We start from the raw sequence: 17,750 nt of genomic DNA, 5'->3' as shown, positions 1-17,750 counted from the left end.
TAAAAGAAAAAAGTAGGAGAATATCTCCTACTTTTTTTACGCTGTTCCAATCTGATCTTGATCCGCCACATCAGAATCAAACGTATTTGTTGCACTAACACCGTTAAACGTATTTACGACAAATCCAACATTGGAAGCCCCAGATCCGTTATAAGCTTTCGTGTTTTCTTTCGGAGATACGTTATAAAAATCTCCTAAGTTGAAAGAGCCGTTACTATTTTGAACGACGAGATTTCCTACAACCGAAGGCATACCATCCACCTACTTTACTAAGCTTTTTACTTACTATATGAATTATTGTGCGGAAGGTTCATCCGTAATATATTGGCGGATTTGCATAATACGAGAGTTATTAAAACCATAATCAACATTTCCAATTTGAAAGCAACCAGAATTTAAAAGTGTCCGCAATTCAACATTATTAACTTCAATAAAAGGGCATTCATTTACAATATTTAATTTTACATCTGTCGTTCGTTTTGGAATTGTAATGTGTTCATCTGTAAAGATTTCAAAAGCATCAAAGCGACCTTCTCCCCTTATATAACAAGGAATTTCACGGTGGACGGCAAGAGCTCTACTTTTTAATTCCATTTGGTTTGCATCTCCAACTTGAAATACGGCAGTAATCCCTAAAGAAATAATAGAAACATTTTGGACAATGGACACATGATGCAACATAATTTCTCAGTCTCCTTAACCTGGAGTAGGAGGGACATCTGTTACTAATGGTACAAATGGACCCTCTGTAACTGTTTCAAATGGTGTATCGAGAATAGAAGATAGAATGAGGAGATTTGCATCTCCAATTAAAAAGAGTGCGGACGACGATACACCGTTCATTTTAATCTGTCCGACTTTTAACTCACGGTTTACAACGTTAAGGTTCATACATACTTACTCCTTTCGGAAATTTCCCGGTATGTGCTGAATAAATGAGAGAAAGGCTTTGTCAATATCTTGTTTCATTGCCTGGATAATGATATCTCGTAAATAATCTGGATCTGTTGAAATACCTTCATATGATTGAACTTGTGATAAATAATAAGGGAGTCGATGCTCCATCTGTTTTTTTATGTCATCCACCATCATTTGTCGATACATTTCATCAAGCGGTGTTCTCTCTTCTTGTTCAAAATGGAGAATACGATTATATGCTTCTTCATCTAAGTATCGATGCATTTCTTGGAGGATACCTTGATAAAAGTCTGGGTTTGTTTCGGTTTCAGGATTTACCTTCAATGTTTCTGTATCCACTTGAAAATCTTCAATTTGTTGTCCTTTTGCTGAAAATGGGTTTAAGCCAATATTTAAAGTGCCATTTAAATTTTCGACTTTTAATTGATCGAATTTGTATTCCACTTTTCCTACAGAAGAGGAGGGGCGATTTTTTAATTCGTTAAGCTCTTCTTGGAGTTGACGCACTTGATCTTCTAAATTGAGGATGGCTGCTTGTTGTGTTTGAAGAGCTTGTTGAAGTTGGTGTAAGTAAGTATATATATCTTGATTCATTTGTGAAACCTCCTTTTCAATAGGGAGGGTAAAAATATTCCTGCTATATATTTATGACAAGGATGTCTTAAGAAGAACTAGTTGATGGTTTGATAGAAATAATTTGTCCGTTTGCCTGTAATGGGCGAAGCGGCTCCGTAAATCCGCCCGTATTTGAAAATTTGGATAGGGCTTTAATACTTCCGGCAGTGCCAATTTGGAATACAGAAGAGGTTGTAATGCTATCAATTTTAATGCTGTTAATGATAATGCTTTGGTTTACGTAAAAATTCAATACAATCGCCCCCTTTAAGTTGAACCAATTATCGCTTGATCAACGACATCTGAATCATTAACAGTCGTTGCACTTTGGTAATTGTAGACAGAAACATTATCTCCAACATTAAAAGAGCCGGCCCCGGCGAAAGCACGTGAGTAACTAATAGGCCTAATCGCAAATACATCTCCAATATGAAAAATACCACTTGATCCAATATTGACGATACGAATATGTCCGACCATAGCTGGCATACAAAACACCCTTCGTTTTTAAAATTTTCTTTTCTACTATTGTATGGGCGTTTCCGATAAAATGTGTGTTTTTTTGAAATAAAAGAAACACACACATTATTGCGTGTGTGTGTTGAGTGTTTGATTTGAGTGAAAATCCGTATGTACATGCCAAATTACATTTAAGAGCCTGTCCAGTTCTTGGCTACAATCCACTGTTTTTTGAGAAGTCATTCCATAGCGTTCAGCAAAATAAATCATTTTTTCACGTTTTTTTTCAATCGCTTGCTCAAACATTGAAATCGGCTCCATCTCTAAATGAAATTTTTAGTATATATGTAGTACATATTATACAAAAACTCCATAAAAAAGAAATACCTTCGCTAAAAAAAGTAAAAATTCTACATTTTATGCCAAATGTAGAGGGGTAACGAATAGGATGTGAGAAGAATATTGTAAAAATTAGCGTGCATGAGAAGGTTTTTTTCTTGCGGATGCGAATACAATTAAAGGGTATGAGTTTTAGGATGGAGAGTGGAAATATTGCGTTTTGTAACGGCGAAGAAAGAAGAAAAGGTATTTGTAGGTATTGTGGATGAAGAAGAAGAAAAGGTATTACACTTAAGAGAAGCGCAAAGACAAAAAGGGGAAAAGGTTACAATCCCTATTACAATGTTAGAGTGTATTGAAAGAGGGACTGAGTGCTTTGAGAAAGTATGTGAAATTGTAAATTGGGCAAAAGAGAACGGGGAAGCGGCGTATTATCCGTTAACAGAGGTGAAAATATTAGCACCGATTCCAAGGCCAAGAAAGAATATTTTGTGCGTTGGAAAAAACTATCGTGAGCATGCGGTAGAAATGGGCGGAGTAGAGTCTATTCCAGAAAATATAATGATCTTTACGAAAGCACCAACAACAGTTATTGGCATAAATGAGCAAATTAATGGTCACCCTCACGCAACGGACGAACTAGATTATGAAGGAGAACTAGCTGTCATTATAGGTAAGCGAGGGAAGCAAATTAAAAAAGAAAAAGCGCTTGAGCATGTTTTTGGTTATACGATTATAAATGATGTAACAGCTCGAGACATTCAAAGAAAACATAAACAGTTTTTCCTTGGGAAAAGCTTCGATACATTTTGCCCGATGGGACCGTATTTAATTCATAAATCGGTGGTTAATGCGCCGAATGCATTACACATTGAAACGGTAGTAAATGGAGAAGTAAGGCAAACTTCCAACACAAATAAAATGATTTTTTCGATAGAAGAAATTATTTCAACGATAAGCAAAGGAATGACTTTAGAACCAGGTGATATTATCGCAACAGGAACCCCGGCTGGTGTCGGAAAAGGTTTTACACCACCGAAGTTTTTACATGCTGGTGATGAAGTGGTCATTACAGTAGAAGGAATTGGTACTTTGCGAAATGTAGTGAAATAAAGAAAAGAGCTATCTTGTTAAAAGATAGCTCTTTTTTATGGCCTTGGGTTATAGAGGTAATCGATAACGGAAAAAGTGTAAAGGCCAATGAATGCAAGTGTACAAATGCCAAATAGTATAACCGTAAGTGCACTTTTTTCTCGTCCAAAACCAATGATAGTAAGAATAACAGCAGTCCAAAATGATGCTTTCAGTAGTGTGAATGTAGTAGGAGTTGAGTAGTGAGTAAGCCATGTTGTGGAAAGTAGGAAGCCACAGAATGTAACTAAAATAAAAGATGTAGCTAAATAGTTAATCTGTTTACCGTATCTTAATAGCATATCGCACCTCCTTTACGATTTTAAAATACAGAAAATTACGATTTTATCTTAATATAAATGAATATAAAAAGAAAGAGGTTGTCCCAACATGTCGGACAACCTCTCTATTATTATGATAATACAGCTTTAATTTTTTGGAATGCCCACTCTAAATCTTCTTCAGAGATTACTAGAGGTGGTGCGATACGAATTACGTTTTCGTGTGTTTCTTTACATAGTAGACCAGCTGCTTTTAGTTGTTCACAGTAAGGACGAGCTGGCTCGTTTAATTCGATACCGATGAATAAACCTTTACCGCGAACTTCAGTGATCATTGGGTTATCAATTTCTTTTAATTGCCCAACTAATTTTTCTCCTAATTGAAGAGAACGCTCTGTTAATTTTTCTTCTTCTAACACTTCAAGAGCTGCGATAGATACAGCACATGCAAGTGGGTTACCGCCGAATGTAGAACCGTGAGAACCTGGCTCAAATACACCTAAAATGTCGCGGTTTGCTGCAACGCAAGAGATCGGGAACACACCGCCACCAAGTGCTTTACCAAGTATGTACATGTCAGGAGTTACATCGTCCCAGTCACAAGCGAATACTTTACCAGTACGGCCTAAGCCTGTTTGGATTTCATCGGCTACGAATAAAACGTTTTCTTTTTTACATACTTCAAGAGCTTCTTTTAAGTAACCAGCTGGTGGGATGTTAATTCCTGCTTCACCTTGAATCGGTTCTAAAATGAATGCTGCTGTGTTTGGTGTAATTGCGGCTTTTAATGCTTCTAAATCACCGTAAGGAATTACAACGATGCCAGGAAGCATTGGACCGAATCCACGCTTGTACTCTTCATTTGAAGACATAGAAACAGAACCCATTGTACGTCCGTGGAAGTTATCTTCACAAACGATGATTTCAGCACGGTTTGCTTCTACTTTCTTCACATCATAAGCCCAGCGGCGAACTGTTTTAATTGCAGTTTCAACAGCTTCAGCACCTGTGTTCATTGGAAGTACCATTTCTTTATTAGTTAGTTTCGCAACTTTTTCGTACCAAGGACCTAATTGATCGCTATGGAAAGCACGAGAAGTTAACGTAACACGATTAGCTTGGTCAATTAAAGCGTTAATAATTTTCGGGTGACGATGACCTTGGTTTACTGCAGAATATGCACTTAATAAGTCCATATAGCGGTTTCCTTCAGGATCTTCTACCCAAACACCTTCTGCTTTAGAAATAACGATTGGAAGTGGGTGATAGTTATTTGCTCCGTATGTGTCTGTAAGTTCGATAATATCCTTAGTTTGAATCATGATTGTTCCCCCTTTTGTTATTACAAGAAGTTTGTAAATACTCTAAATATTATATCATTTAAATGTAAAAAAGCGAAACATTTCCTGAAAATAAATGAACATGTTATCATATAGAGTGAAAAAGTGTGAAAAGAGGAGGTAAGGGATACGATGGTACATATGCATATTACAGCATGGGCGTTAGGTTTAATTTTATTCTTCGTTGCGTATTCACTTTATTCAGCAGGAAGAAAAGGTAAAGGTGTACATATGGGGCTTCGCCTAATGTATATCATCATTATTGTGACAGGCTTCATGTTGTACATGAGTATTGTGAAGACAGCAACAGGTAGCATGCACATGTGGTATGGCTTAAAAATGTTAACTGGTATTTTAGTTATCGGTGGAATGGAAATGGTTCTTGTGAAAATGAGCAAAAACAAACCAACAGGGGCGGTTTGGGGCTTATTTATTGTTGCGCTAGTAACAGTATTTTACCTTGGGCTGAAATTACCGATTGGCTGGAAAGTATTCTAATAAAAAATAAAACCACCTTATAATCTCAAAGACTGGGGAGATAAGGTGGTTTTTTACGTTATCCCGTATTAACTGGCAGTAAAACTCCCACCTCAAAATTCAGCTTAAGCAAAGAAGTTAGGCGGGAGATCAACTGCTCGTAAACACCCGATTGGTGAAGGCTAATAATCAGTGGGGCTGCCCCACTGATTAAAGTTTCACTTTATGTCGCATCGATATGCAACTCTTCCCCATTTACTTTCGTAAAACGGAACATATTTTTATTGGATGTAGTGTGACGGACGAAATGGTGCTGCAGTGTACAGATCATCTCTTCGTTATCAAACAAAAGAATATTTACTCCTTCGCGTGACTCCTCTTTCGGTAAGAAAGATAAATAATTATGACAATACATGCAATCATATAAAGAGTAGTGAAGTGATTGCAATGATTCAGTTAATAATGTGAAGACGGAGTCAGGTAATTCCTCGAGCCATTCATTATAACTAAGAAGTAACTTTTTTCGAATACGTATCATTTCACCATTTTGCAAATGGTGTTGTTCGTTGGCGATTTGTAATACATCTTGTTCATAGAAACGGGCTGGTAGCCAATTGTTATTATATAAAACTTCAAACCCATCTTCGGCAATATCTTCTAATAAAAACGCTTCATCATTTTCATCATCAAAGAATACCCATTCATTGTTTATATATTCTACATTACCGACTGTATGAGCACGGGGCTGGTTATATAAAATATGTTTACGTTGTATCATACACGATTTCTCCTTTATGAAAAGTAGTTATTCCTGTTATAGACAGTTCGTGCATTCTTTATAACTAGACACATCGAAACATAGGTGGGCATACAATAAAACACGTTTTACTGAGTGAGAATGCTATTCCATATGTGGATAGTAGGTTATCGTCAAGTTTGTCATTTTTTTGATCCGCACTCACAGGGTGGGGATTACTGCACGTTCAAGAAAAGAAATAAGATGGAAGGATGATTTATATGTGCGGGATTACAGGATGGGTGGATTATAAACGCTCATTAGAAGGAGAAAGAGATGTCGTTACGAAGATGGCTGAGACGTTAGCGAAACGCGGTCCAGATGATAATAAAGTTTGGATTAAAGGTAATGTCGCATTTGGGCATAAACGGTTAATCGTTGTTGATCCTGAGGGTGGTAAACAACCGATGACTTGTTTAAAAGATGAAACGAATTATGCCATTTGTTATAACGGTGAACTTTATAACACAGAAGACATTCGAAAGGAATTATTAAGAAGAGGATATACGTTCAAAGGTCATTCTGATACAGAAGTATTATTAGCTTCTTATATTGAATGGAAAGAAGAATGTGTCGATCATTTAAACGGTATATATGCGTTTGCAGTATGGGACGAACAGAAAGAACAAGTATTTATTGCGAGAGATCGATTAGGTGTAAAGCCACTTTTTTATAAATATGATAGCGGACGCTTATTATTTGGTTCGGAGTTAAAAGCGATATTGTCGCATCCAGATGTGAAGGCGGAAGTAACATTAGAAGGATTATCAGAAATATTCGGACTCGGACCGTCAAGAACACCTGGCCACGGTATTTATGCTGGTATAAAAGAATTACGTCCAGGTCATGCGATGACATTTTCAAAGAACGGTTTATGTATATGGAGATATTGGAATGTGGAAAGTAAAAAACATGAAGACTCCTTTGAAGAAACAGTAGAGAAAACACGCTTTTTATTACAAGATGCGATTACAAGGCAGCTCGTTTCTGATGTACCACTATGTACTTTTCTATCAGGCGGTGTAGATTCGAGCGCTATAACAGCAATTGCTGCGAAAGAATATGCAAGGTCAGGAAAAGGGCAATTACACACATATTCTGTTGATTATGAAGATAATGACAAATACTTTAAAGCGAATGCGTTTCAGCCAAATTCAGATGCTCCGTTTATTAATTTAATGACTGAGACATTTCAAACAACCCATCATCGCTGCGTCATTTCGAATGAACAATTAGCAGAGTATTTAACTGAAGCGGTACTCGTTCGTGATTTGCCTGGTATGGCAGATATCGATTCGTCATTATTATGGTTTTGCCGAGAGATTAAACAAGATTTTGTCGTTGGCTTATCTGGAGAATGTGCAGATGAAATATTTGGTGGATATCCGTGGTTTTATAGAGAAGATGATTTACAATCGAGTGCATTTCCGTGGATGCGTTCTACAGAGGCACGTGAACAACTTCTAAAAAAAGAATGGAGAAATAAACTAAATTTACAACAATATGTACAAAGGCGCTATGAGGAATCGATTCAAGAAGTTCCTATTTTAGAGGGGGAAAGTCCACTAGAAGCAAAAAGACGCCAATTATTTTATTTAAATATGGTATGGTTTATGACAACATTATTAGACAGAAAAGACCGTATGAGTATGGGGGCAAGTTTAGAAGTACGCGTTCCATTTGCAGATCATCGTCTTGTCGAATATGCGTGGAATATTCCTTGGGAAATGAAAATGTATAAAAACCGCGAAAAAGGTCTATTACGTAAAGCGTTAGAAGATGTACTCCCACATGACATCTTATATAGGAAGAAGAGTCCTTATCCGAAAACGCACAATCCACACTATACAAAGGCAGTAACGGTATGGCTTCAAAATCTATTAACAGATAAAGGTTCAATTTTACACGAACTATTTGATAAAGAGCAGTTGAGCGGATTGATTCAGTCTGGTGGCAGTGCATTTCAAACACCGTGGTTTGGTCAATTGATGACTGGGCCACAGCTTTTAGCTCATTTAGCACAAATTCATGTTTGGTTTAAAGAGTATGGGGTAAATATTAAAGAATAGGAGAAAAGCGGCTTGCAATTATGTAAGTCGCTTTTATTAAAGAAATTGTCATATAAAATTCAAAATCACCTTATAAATAATACTTAATTAGAATTATTATTTTGACGTACTTATTATTACTTGTTATAATTTGAAACAAACGTTCTGAAAAGGATTCTCATTTATAAAATTGAGGTGTTATATAGATGACAAAGGAAAAAATAGGTTTACTCGTAATGGCGTATGGAACACCAGAATCATTAGACGATGTAGAGGCATATTATACACATATCCGTCACGGACGTAAGCCATCAGAAGAAGCGCTTGAAGATTTAATTGGGCGCTATAAAGCGATTGGTGGAATTTCGCCGCTTGCAAAAATTACGAAAGAGCAGGCGCATAAATTAACAGATTCAATGAATAACATATTTACAGAGTATGAATTTACTTGTTACTTAGGTTTAAAACATACTGCGCCATTTATAGAAGATGCTGTAGAAGAAATGAAGCGAGATGGAATTGAGCAGGCGATTAGTATCGTATTAGCACCGCACTATTCTACATTTAGCATTAAAGCGTATAATGACCGTGCTATTCGTCTTTCAAAAGAAATCGGTGGTCCTGTGATTGAACCAATTGAACAATGGTACGATGAACCGAAGTTTATTTCGTATTGGACAGATCAAATAAAAGAAACATTTACAAAGATTGAAGATAAAGAGAAAACAGTTGTAATTTTTTCGGCGCATAGTTTGCCAGAAACAATTATTGCAGCAGGGGACCCTTATGTGGAGCAATTGCAGCATACAGCAGATTTAATTGCGGGGGCTGCCAATATTCAAAACTATACAACGGGTTGGCAAAGTGCTGGGAATACTCCAGATCCGTGGATTGGTCCAGATGTGCAAGATTTAACGAAAGATTTATATGAAGAGCATGGGTACGAATCTTTCATATATTGCCCAGTTGGCTTTGTGGCAGAGCATTTAGAAGTTTTATATGACAATGATTATGAATGTAAAGTTGTAACTGATGAATTAAATGCTAAATATTTTAGACCAAATATGCCGAATGCACAATCTGCATTTATCGACTGTTTGGCTGAAATTGTTTCCAAAAAAGTGAAGGAAATAGTTGACAAAGATTTAGTTTTAAATAATAATTAATTTATAATAATTTTAAATAAATAATAATTACTATGAAAGAAAGAGGAGGATCCCCCTAGATGAATCCAAATAATCGCTTAACAACAAACCAAGGTGCTCCAGTTGGAGACAACCAAAATTCTCGTACAGCTGGTCGTCGTGGACCAGTATTATTAGAAGACTATCATTTAGTAGAAAAACTTGCACACTTTGATCGTGAACGTATTCCGGAGCGTGTTGTGCATGCACGTGGTGCAGGTGCTCACGGTGTATTCGTAACGAAAAATAGCATGAAGCCATATACGAAAGCAGCATTTTTACAAAATGAAGGAACTGAAACACCTGTATTTGTTCGTTTTTCAACGGTTATTCATGGTCAAGGTTCTCCGGAAACAGCTCGTGACCCACGCGGTTTCGCAGTTAAATTTTATACAGAAGAAGGAAACTACGATATCGTAGGTAATCATTTACCAGTTTTCTTCATTCGTGATGCAATTAAATTCCCTGACATGGTTCATTCTTTAAAACCAGCACCGGATACAAATATTCAAACGCCAGATCGTTATTGGGATTTCATGACGTTAACTCCAGAGTCTACACATATGATGACATGGGTATTTTCTGATTATGGTACACCAGCAAGCTATCGTGAAATGGAAGGTTTCGGTGTCCATTCATTTAAATGGATTAATGAAGAAGGTAAAATTGTTTATATTAAATACCACTGGAAACCGCAGCAAAGTGTACGTAACTTAAATGCGAAAGAAGTGCAAGAAGTGCAGGGGAAAGACTTCAATCATGCAACTCGTGATTTGTTCGACGCAATCGAAAAAGGAAATCATCCAAAATGGGATTTACACGTACAAGTTATGCAACTAGATGAAATGGATTCTTTAGACTTTGATCCACTAGATCCAACGAAAGTATGGCCAGAAGATCGCTTCCCGTTAATTGAAGTAGGGACAATGACGTTAAATCGTAATCCGAAAAACTTCTTTGCAGAAGTAGAACAAGTAGCGTTCTCTCCAAGTGCAACTGTAAATGGTATTGAACCATCGGAAGATAAATTATTACAAGGTCGTTTATTCTCTTACCCAGATACACAGCGTTATCGTCTTGGTGCAAATTACTTGCAAATTCCTGTAAACTGCCCATATGCAGCTGTTCATAACCAACAACGTGATGGTGCGATGCAAATGAATCAAAACCCATCTACAATCAACTACGAACCGAGCCGTCATGCAGAGAATCCAGTTGAAGACAAAGCTTACCGCGATTCGACTATGAAAGTAGAAGGCTATGTATCTCGTGAAAAAATCGAGAAACCAAATGACTTTAAACAAGCAGGTGAGCGTTACCGTTCATTCTCTAAAGAAGAGCAAGATAACTTAATTGCAAACTTAACAAATGACTTGAAAGACGTAAATGAACGCACGAAATTACTAGCTGTTTGTAACTTCTTCCGTGCAGATCAAGAATACGGTATGCGTTTAGCGCAGGCGTTAAATGTTGATATTACGCAATATGTAGGAAATGCTCCAAAATAAATAGGAAAAGACGACCGGGTTTCGGTCGTCTTTTTTGTATAACGTTATGTGGGGTATTTTGCTTGTAAATTATGTCGGAATTTGTTTGTAAATCGATATGTTGTGTCGGACCGTTGATATATTGAAAGAAACAATCGATATATTTGAAAAATCGTTGATATATCCAAAAAACCGTTGATATATTTACATTTATACTATGTGGGGTATGTTGCCTAGTACGCAAAAAAGAGATGCAATCTACTATCAATAGATTGCATCTCTTTTTTAGTTTACTCGCTCTGCATGTTCATAAGCCTTCTCGCCATGCATTGAAATATCAAGACCCATGTGTTCTTCGTGTTCATCGACGCGAACGGGGAGGAAGAAGTTGATCGCTTTAATAATGGCATACGTCATGATGATCGTGAATGCATATGTTGCGCCAATCGCTATAAGTTGTTTAAACAGTAACGCGGCATTTCCGTAAAATAATCCGTTTGCGCCATCCCCGTTTACGGCAGTAGTTGCAAATAGTCCTGTTGCAATACCGCCCCAAGTTCCTCCGATGCCGTGGCATCCAAAGGCATCAAGTGTATCGTCATACCCGAATTTTGTTTTTAGGAAGAAAACGGCGCCGAAGCATATTATACCACCAATTGCTCCGATAAGAAGGGCGGAGAAAGGTGTAACGAACCCGCAGGCTGGTGTAATAGCTACTAGACCAGAAACAACTCCGCAAGCAGCTCCCATCGCGGTCGGTTTTGATTGGAAGAACCATTCAGAAAGCATCCAAGTTAGAGCGGAGGCAGCAGCGGCTATATTTGTATTAGTAAATGCAGTTAAAGCTACGTCGTTTAAGGATAATGCGCTGCCAACGTTAAAACCGAACCAGCCAAACCATAATAAGCCTGCGCCTAACATTGTAAATGGCAAATGGTGAGGAGAAGAACCATTTATGTTTTTTCGTTTTCCAAGGAAAATAGCTAATACAAGACCGGCAACTCCGGAAGTGATGTGAACGACATTTCCGCCAGCGAAGTCTAGTGCACCAAGTTCCCTTAGCCACCCACCGAGGCCCCATACCCAATGAGCGACAGGATTGTAAACGATTGTTGTCCATAGAAGGATAAAAATAAGAAAGGCAGAAAATCGCATTCTTTCAGCGAATGCACCTGAAATTAAAGCTGGAGTTAAAATGGCGAACATGAGTTGAAACATCATAAATAAATTGTGAGGAATAGTAGATGAGTAGTCTGGATTTGGTGCGTAGGTAACTCCGTTTAGACCGAACCAATCAAGTGTACCGATAAGTCCGTGCCAATCTGGCCCGAATGATAAAGAATAGCCGATAACAATCCATTGAATCGAAACGATAGCCATTGCACTATAACTATGCATCGTTGTACTGAGTACGTTTTTGCTACGAACCATACCTCCATAAAAAAGTGCCAATCCTGGTGTCATCAACATGACCATTACTGTCGTCACAAACATAAAAACCGTATCTCCCATATTCATGATCTCTCCTCCTGGAATGTTAGAAAAAATAACATCTATTTGTTATGTTTCATATCATATTCGAAATAAAACTAAAAATCAACTAAAAATTCAGAAAATTACATACGTGATGTCATAAAATCTAACATAGATTATTTTGTGAGAATTGAAATCGGCATATGCGTTTCACTTGGATAATTGGTATAATATTCTTACAATTAAAAAATTGGGGGATGCGTGTGGGAAAAATATGGACTAGGAAACTATTCATTTGTTTTTGCTTAGCTGTTGTTTTGTTTGTACCAATACATACTTTTGCAGACGAAAAAAGAGAGTGGCGAGATGAGGTTATATACTCCATTATGATTGATCGCTTCAATAATGGAGAACCGAAAAATGACAAACAGTTAGAAGTTGGTAATTTAGAAGGGTATCAAGGCGGGGATATAAGAGGAATTATAAAAAGGTTGGATTACATAAAAGAAATGGGTTTTACTACCGTTATGCTTTCGCCACTTTTTGAAAGTGGAAAGTACGATGGATTAGACGTGCGAAATTTTAAAAAGGTAAATGAACATTTCGGGACAGAAAATGATGTGAAAGAACTTGTAAAAGAAGCTCAGGCAAAAGGAATGAAAGTTGTATTTCAATTTCCGCTTGGAGAAAACGAACAACAGGTAATTGACGCAATGAAATGGTGGATAAAAGAAGTTGATTTAGACGGAAGTTATGTTATACATAGTGAAAAAAAGCCGCGTTCCTTTTGGGATAACGCGCAAAAAGATATGCAAGTGATAAAGAAAGATTTTCGTATTATGACAAAGGAGGATAGCGAATACAACGAAAAAATAGTAGAATCGTTTTCCAAAGCGGATGTATCGGTGAAATCGTTATACGATGTGAGTAAAAAAGAAGGAGAATTTGTTACGTTCTTAGATGATCAAGAAACAAAAAGATATGCGCGTATTGCAAAAGAAAATATGTATTATCCGCCATCACGTTTAAAACTGGCGCTTACATATCTGTTAACATCACCTGGAATTCCGAATTTTTATTACGGAACTGAAATTGCATTAGATGGAGGAAGTGTACCCGATAATAGACGATTAATGGATTTTAAGTCAGACGAAAAATTTATGCAGCACATAACAAAACTAGGTGAACTTAGACAGGCGAGACCGTCTTTACGACGCGGTACGTTTGAGCTATTGTATGATAATAGCGGGATGAGCATACTAAAACGAAAATATAAAAATGAAGTAACTTTAGTAGCAATTAATAATACGAAAGAAACACAAAAAGTCTCCTTACCTGCAAGTACGATTGGTGAAAAACAAGAGTTAAGAGGATTGTTAGAGGATGAAATTATAAGAGAGGAAAATGGGGGATTTTATCTCGTTTTAAAGCGTGAAGAATCAAACGTGTATAAAGTTAACGGAGAAACAGGTGTGAATTGGTTATTTATCTCCTTAATCGTTGGTGTGAATGTATTATTTATTGCGTTTTTAATTGCAGTTAAAAGGAAACGTAGATGAGAAGTTGCTCGTTCTATGTTCATGTCTTCTTATTGTATTTGTTTGTTCGGTGGGGCAATAGTGTTTATTCTGTTGATATGAAATTTCTTAAGAGAAACGATACGAAAATGAAAACTTCTCTAATGAGAGGGGGTTCCAGGTTAGGGAGAAAGTCTTCTTCCTAGCCTGTTTTTGTGTCAATACGGATAGAGAAAGATCTTTGGAACGAACGATAATTGCAACTATATTAATTTTATATTACATTAAAAATTAGAGAATACTCTTATACTAATATAGTGCTAAATAGTAGGTGGGAAAATGGAATTTTACGATTTGGGTATTACCATTAAAGAGCTTAGAATTAAAAAAAATATATCACAATCCGAATTATGTCATGGAATATGTTCGCAAAGTCAAATTAGCAAAATAGAAAAAGGTATGATTTATCCATCTAGTATATTGTTATATCAATTATCAGAAAGACTTGGTATTGACCCGAATAATATATTTGCATTAACTCAAAACAAAAAATTTAAATATGTAGAAAATGTAAAATACGTAATAAAAGATTGCTTAAAGCAAAAACAATATAAAGAACTTTATGAAATAGTGAAAAAAGAGAAAGATGAAAAAAATTTCCAAGCAAAAGAAGATAAACAATTTCTCCTATGGCATGAAGCAATTGCTGTATTTGAGGTGAACAGATCCATAAAAACTGCTTTAAAACTTTTAAATAATGCATTAAAACTAACTTTAACCAATGTTGATTTTTTATCAGAAAGAGAAATAGATATTATGCAGACAATGTCTATATTTTATGCGGAAAATAAAGAATATGATAAAAGTATTACTATATTAGGAAGATGTTTAACTAATTTTAATAAGTTAGATTTTCCGAGAGATAAAGCGATTAAATTAAAAATCATTTTTAATTTAGCGAAATGTTTAGGTATGACCTATCAATATGAAGAAGCGGTAAAATACATTGATAAGGGCATCAAATTAGCTATTAATCTAAATACTTTATACTTATTAGGTGAACTGTACTATTTAAAAGGATGGAATTTATTAAGATTTAAACAACAGAATGAAGAAGATATTGCAAATAACATGAAAAAAGCATTATTTATATTTGAACTAACAGAAAAAGAAACTCTGATAAAAATGGTTAAAGAAAAATATTTTGAAAATCAAACTGAAAAAAGCCACTCATAATTCATTTGGAAATCACTTGAAATATAATAAAACCTACAGGGGAAATCCCTGTAGGTTTTATACTTATAAACTTGCTTCTAAAATATTAGTGTTTAATATAAGAGTGTCCTTAACGTACTTTTTTATTTTGAAGTCTGCATCTTTATTAACAATTTATGCTTCTTTTTAACTCCATCCAAATATGATTAAAATTAAGATGGTTCAAGTCGGAGGAAGGCACTTTGATGTGTCTTTTCTTATGACTTTTATCATTAACTATTTAATGTTTTTTAAATGATTACATGACATAGTTTTTTTGTACCAAGCTTTGTTGATACAGTTAGACTTATCCGTTAGTGTATTCGTATTATTAGAACATCCTACAGTATTTAGGGAGAATGTGGCCAATAAAAACCATAATATTAATTTCTTCATATAACCACTTCTAACTCTTTTTTAATTAACATTTTTTAAGATCCTTATTAATTTTACATTATATTAAAGGTTGGGAAATATTCTTATACTCATAAATTGTTACGTTTTGGCGGGAAGAGGAATTATAAGTTACAGCGATTTTTAAGATGACTTTGGCCTAGGATGTAATTACTAAGAAAAGTAATTCAAATCGAAGGGGAAACGTCTTAAATTGTCTTTTTTTTTATTTTCAATAAGGTCTGCTAAATGCATGTATGAAACAAATTCTACAATAAGGCCTAGTTTAATCATGCATTCACTTGTGAAGTATTCGTATAGTTAGACTCTGTTCACTTAGCAATTTTCACCGCAGATGCCTTTTTTCTATGGCTTGTTCTTGTAATATTGTCTCTACAAAACTAAAAAGAAAACTCCTCTAATTAAGAGGAGTTTTCTTTTTAGCGGTAGTTAATGAACTGTACGTCGATTGGTAAATCAGCGCTACGAACAGCTGCAATTACTGCTTGTAAGTCATCACGGCTTTTCGCTGTAACACGTACTTGATCGTCTTGTACTTGTGTTTTTACTTTTAATTTCATTTCTTTAATGATGTTGTTAATTTTTTTAGCGTTATCTTTATCGATACCTTGTTGAAGTGTTGCGCGTTGGCGAACAGTGTTGCCAGTTGCAGCTTCAACTTTTCCGTAATCTAAGTTCTTAATTGGAACGTTACGTTTTACAAGTTTAGAAATTAAAACGTCTTTTACTTGGTCTAATTTGAACTCGTCGTCAGAAGTTAAAACTAGTACTTCTTTTTCTAATTTAATATCACTTTTACTTCCTTTAAAGTCATATCGGTTTTGGATTTCTTTTAATGCGATATTAATTGCGTTTGTTACTTCAGGTAATTCTACTTTCGAAACGATGTCAAAAGAACTATCTTTTGCCATAGTTAGCACCTCCAAATAAATTTCTAATCTTGTTATGTACTGTACATACTAAAGTATAGCTGAAAACGAGTCTAGACTTAAGTGTTTTCATACTTATATTCATGTAACCTCACTTTATTATAGTGAATTTTGGGCAGTTGGACAAATACAGGAAAAATCATGTTATAATTAACTTTTGTTTGGAATGATAAAAAAGATAATTTTATATATATAGAAGGGAATTAAAAAATATGTATTTGCAAATAGGATCGATTGAACAGGTAACTGTTTTACGCGAAACGGAAATTGGATATATGGTTGGGAATGAAGAAGAAGAAATTTTCCTACATAAAAACGAAGTAGCTGGAGAAATTGAAGAAGGCGATACGATTGATGTATTCTTATACCTTGATCACCAAAATCGTATTTCAGCAACAATGAAGGAGCCAATTATTACAACGTATGATTGGAACTGGGTAAAGGTTGTAGAAGTCATTCCTAGTTTAGGTGTGTTTGTTGATATTGGTGTATCAAAAGATATACTAATTCCAGCTGATGAGTTCCCGATTTATATGCCGGTATGGCCAGAAGTAGGCGACGAATTATATTGTACGTTAAAATTAACGAATCGTGATCGTTTAATTGCTCTTCCGGCAAGAGACAGTGATATGCAAGAAATTATCGTAGATGCAACGCCATCTATGCGTAATAAAAACGTAAATGGACGTGTATATCGTTCTCTTCAAGTTGGTTCATTCGTACTAACTGATGAGCATTTCCGTGCTTTCTTACACCATACAGAAAGAAAAGAACAAGTCCGCATCGGGGAGCGTGTAACGGGCCGTATTATTGACGTGAAAGATGATGGTACAATTAACATTTCACTTCTTCCTCGTAAAGAAGAAGGAATGGAAGACGATGCGGCAGTAATTTATGCATATATGGAAGAACGAGGCGGAGCAATGCCGTTTTGGGATAAGAGCCATCCAGAAGATATTAAAGAACGCTTTAACATGAGTAAAGCTGCATTTAAGCGCGCACTTGGTAAGTTGATGAAAGAAGAAAAAGTTTACCAAGAAGAAGGTTGGACTTACTTTAAGAAATAAGATAGAAGATTAAAAAGCACA

The 17,750-nt window shown here is 35.8% G+C and carries 20 protein-coding genes; 8 read left to right on the top strand and 12 right to left on the bottom strand.

The genetic code is table 11. From position 1 onward, the window contains the following. Positions 1–36 precede the first annotated feature (36 nt). From gerPF to MR167_RS07040, 7 genes are all read right to left on the bottom strand, one after another. Positions 37–252, bottom strand: coding sequence for a spore germination protein GerPF (gene gerPF, locus MR167_RS07070; RefSeq protein WP_001141566.1), 216 nt, complete (start codon positions 250–252; stop codon positions 37–39). A gap of 42 nt (positions 253–294) precedes the next feature. Further along, the gene (locus tag MR167_RS07065) at positions 295–681 is read right to left on the bottom strand and encodes a spore germination protein GerPE (protein ID WP_000902327.1); all 387 of its coding nucleotides are present in this window, start codon (positions 679–681) and stop codon (positions 295–297) included. A 15-nt stretch (positions 682–696) separates the two neighbouring features. Continuing rightward, on the bottom strand, positions 697–891 hold the full coding sequence (gene gerPD, locus MR167_RS07060; protein WP_001052807.1) for a spore germination protein GerPD: 195 nt from the start codon (positions 889–891) through the stop codon (positions 697–699). Between the two features lie 6 nt (positions 892–897). Next, positions 898–1,512, bottom strand: coding sequence for a spore germination protein GerPC (gerPC, locus tag MR167_RS07055; RefSeq protein WP_001070761.1), 615 nt, complete (start codon positions 1,510–1,512; stop codon positions 898–900). A gap of 67 nt (positions 1,513–1,579) precedes the next feature. Beyond that, complete coding sequence (gene gerPB, locus MR167_RS07050; protein WP_001012509.1) at positions 1,580–1,786, bottom strand: spore germination protein GerPB; 207 nt, start codon at positions 1,784–1,786, stop codon at positions 1,580–1,582. A 14-nt stretch (positions 1,787–1,800) separates the two neighbouring features. Next, positions 1,801–2,022: a spore germination protein GerPA gene (gene gerPA, locus MR167_RS07045; protein ID WP_001111188.1), complete on the bottom strand. Its 222-nt coding sequence runs from the start codon at positions 2,020–2,022 to the stop codon at positions 1,801–1,803. Between the two features lie 96 nt (positions 2,023–2,118). Further along, positions 2,119–2,298: an aspartyl-phosphate phosphatase Spo0E family protein gene (locus MR167_RS07040; protein ID WP_000462848.1), complete on the bottom strand. Its 180-nt coding sequence runs from the start codon at positions 2,296–2,298 to the stop codon at positions 2,119–2,121. Positions 2,299–2,544: 246 nt separating this feature from the next. On the opposite strand from MR167_RS07040, the gene MR167_RS07035 reads away from it, so the two are divergent. Further along, a complete protein-coding gene (locus tag MR167_RS07035; RefSeq protein ID WP_001213078.1) occupies positions 2,545–3,444 on the top strand; it encodes a fumarylacetoacetate hydrolase family protein in 900 nt (299 codons plus the stop codon). A 35-nt stretch (positions 3,445–3,479) separates the two neighbouring features. Here MR167_RS07035 and MR167_RS07030 read toward each other — a convergent pair whose 3' ends face one another. Together MR167_RS07030 and rocD are read right to left on the bottom strand one after the other, a co-directional pair. Continuing rightward, positions 3,480–3,764 carry a hypothetical protein gene (locus tag MR167_RS07030; protein WP_000926870.1) on the bottom strand — a complete coding sequence of 95 codons (285 nt, stop codon included), beginning with the start codon at positions 3,762–3,764 and terminating at the stop codon, positions 3,480–3,482. 110 nt (positions 3,765–3,874) lie between these two features. Next, entirely contained in the window at positions 3,875–5,065 is a 1,191-nt protein-coding gene (gene rocD / locus MR167_RS07025) for an ornithine aminotransferase (RefSeq protein ID WP_000616660.1), read from the bottom strand. Positions 5,066–5,215: 150 nt separating this feature from the next. Here rocD and MR167_RS07020 point away from each other — a divergent pair, with 150 nt between their 5' ends. Then, the gene (locus MR167_RS07020; protein ID WP_242314253.1) at positions 5,216–5,581 is read left to right on the top strand and encodes a YisL family protein; all 366 of its coding nucleotides are present in this window, start codon (positions 5,216–5,218) and stop codon (positions 5,579–5,581) included. A gap of 202 nt (positions 5,582–5,783) precedes the next feature. Here MR167_RS07020 and MR167_RS07015 read toward each other — a convergent pair whose 3' ends face one another. Beyond that, entirely contained in the window at positions 5,784–6,338 is a 555-nt protein-coding gene (locus MR167_RS07015; protein WP_000616051.1) for a DUF2777 domain-containing protein, read from the bottom strand. Positions 6,339–6,577: 239 nt separating this feature from the next. On the opposite strand from MR167_RS07015, the gene asnB reads away from it, so the two are divergent. The 3 genes from asnB (at position 6,578) to katB (ending at position 11,096) form a co-directional block, all read left to right on the top strand. After that, positions 6,578–8,425 (top strand): asparagine synthase (glutamine-hydrolyzing), encoded by a 1,848-nt coding sequence (gene asnB / locus MR167_RS07010; RefSeq protein WP_000333993.1) that lies wholly within the window; start codon positions 6,578–6,580, stop codon positions 8,423–8,425. A gap of 185 nt (positions 8,426–8,610) precedes the next feature. Next, positions 8,611–9,570 carry a ferrochelatase gene (hemH, locus tag MR167_RS07005; RefSeq protein WP_000159538.1) on the top strand — a complete coding sequence of 320 codons (960 nt, stop codon included), beginning with the start codon at positions 8,611–8,613 and terminating at the stop codon, positions 9,568–9,570. A 59-nt stretch (positions 9,571–9,629) separates the two neighbouring features. Then, positions 9,630–11,096 (top strand): catalase KatB, encoded by a 1,467-nt coding sequence (gene katB, locus MR167_RS07000; RefSeq protein ID WP_001069166.1) that lies wholly within the window; start codon positions 9,630–9,632, stop codon positions 11,094–11,096. Positions 11,097–11,360: 264 nt separating this feature from the next. Here katB and MR167_RS06995 read toward each other — a convergent pair whose 3' ends face one another. Next, positions 11,361–12,593, bottom strand: coding sequence for an ammonium transporter (locus tag MR167_RS06995; protein ID WP_016097946.1), 1,233 nt, complete (start codon positions 12,591–12,593; stop codon positions 11,361–11,363). A 158-nt stretch (positions 12,594–12,751) separates the two neighbouring features. On the opposite strand from MR167_RS06995, the gene MR167_RS06990 reads away from it, so the two are divergent. Together MR167_RS06990 and MR167_RS06985 are read left to right on the top strand one after the other, a co-directional pair. Further along, complete coding sequence (locus MR167_RS06990; RefSeq protein WP_003309197.1) at positions 12,752–14,107, top strand: alpha-amylase family glycosyl hydrolase; 1,356 nt, start codon at positions 12,752–12,754, stop codon at positions 14,105–14,107. A gap of 297 nt (positions 14,108–14,404) precedes the next feature. Beyond that, entirely contained in the window at positions 14,405–15,301 is an 897-nt protein-coding gene (locus tag MR167_RS06985; protein ID WP_000397873.1) for a helix-turn-helix domain-containing protein, read from the top strand. An 851-nt stretch (positions 15,302–16,152) separates the two neighbouring features. On the opposite strand, the gene MR167_RS06980 is transcribed toward MR167_RS06985, so the two are convergent. Continuing rightward, positions 16,153–16,644, bottom strand: a complete 492-nt coding sequence (locus MR167_RS06980; protein WP_001040146.1) for a YajQ family cyclic di-GMP-binding protein — start codon at positions 16,642–16,644, stop codon at positions 16,153–16,155. 230 nt (positions 16,645–16,874) lie between these two features. On the opposite strand from MR167_RS06980, the gene MR167_RS06975 reads away from it, so the two are divergent. Further along, positions 16,875–17,729 (top strand): CvfB family protein, encoded by an 855-nt coding sequence (locus MR167_RS06975; protein WP_000281261.1) that lies wholly within the window; start codon positions 16,875–16,877, stop codon positions 17,727–17,729. The last annotated feature ends 21 nt before the right edge of the window (positions 17,730–17,750 follow it).

The organism is Bacillus cereus group sp. BfR-BA-01355, assembly GCF_022663675.1.
In the GTDB taxonomy this organism is placed as follows: Bacteria; Bacillota; Bacilli; order Bacillales; family Bacillaceae_G; genus Bacillus_A; species Bacillus_A thuringiensis_S.
The sequence above is the reverse complement of the archived record's forward strand: the minus strand, read 5'-3'. Positions and strand labels throughout refer to the sequence as shown.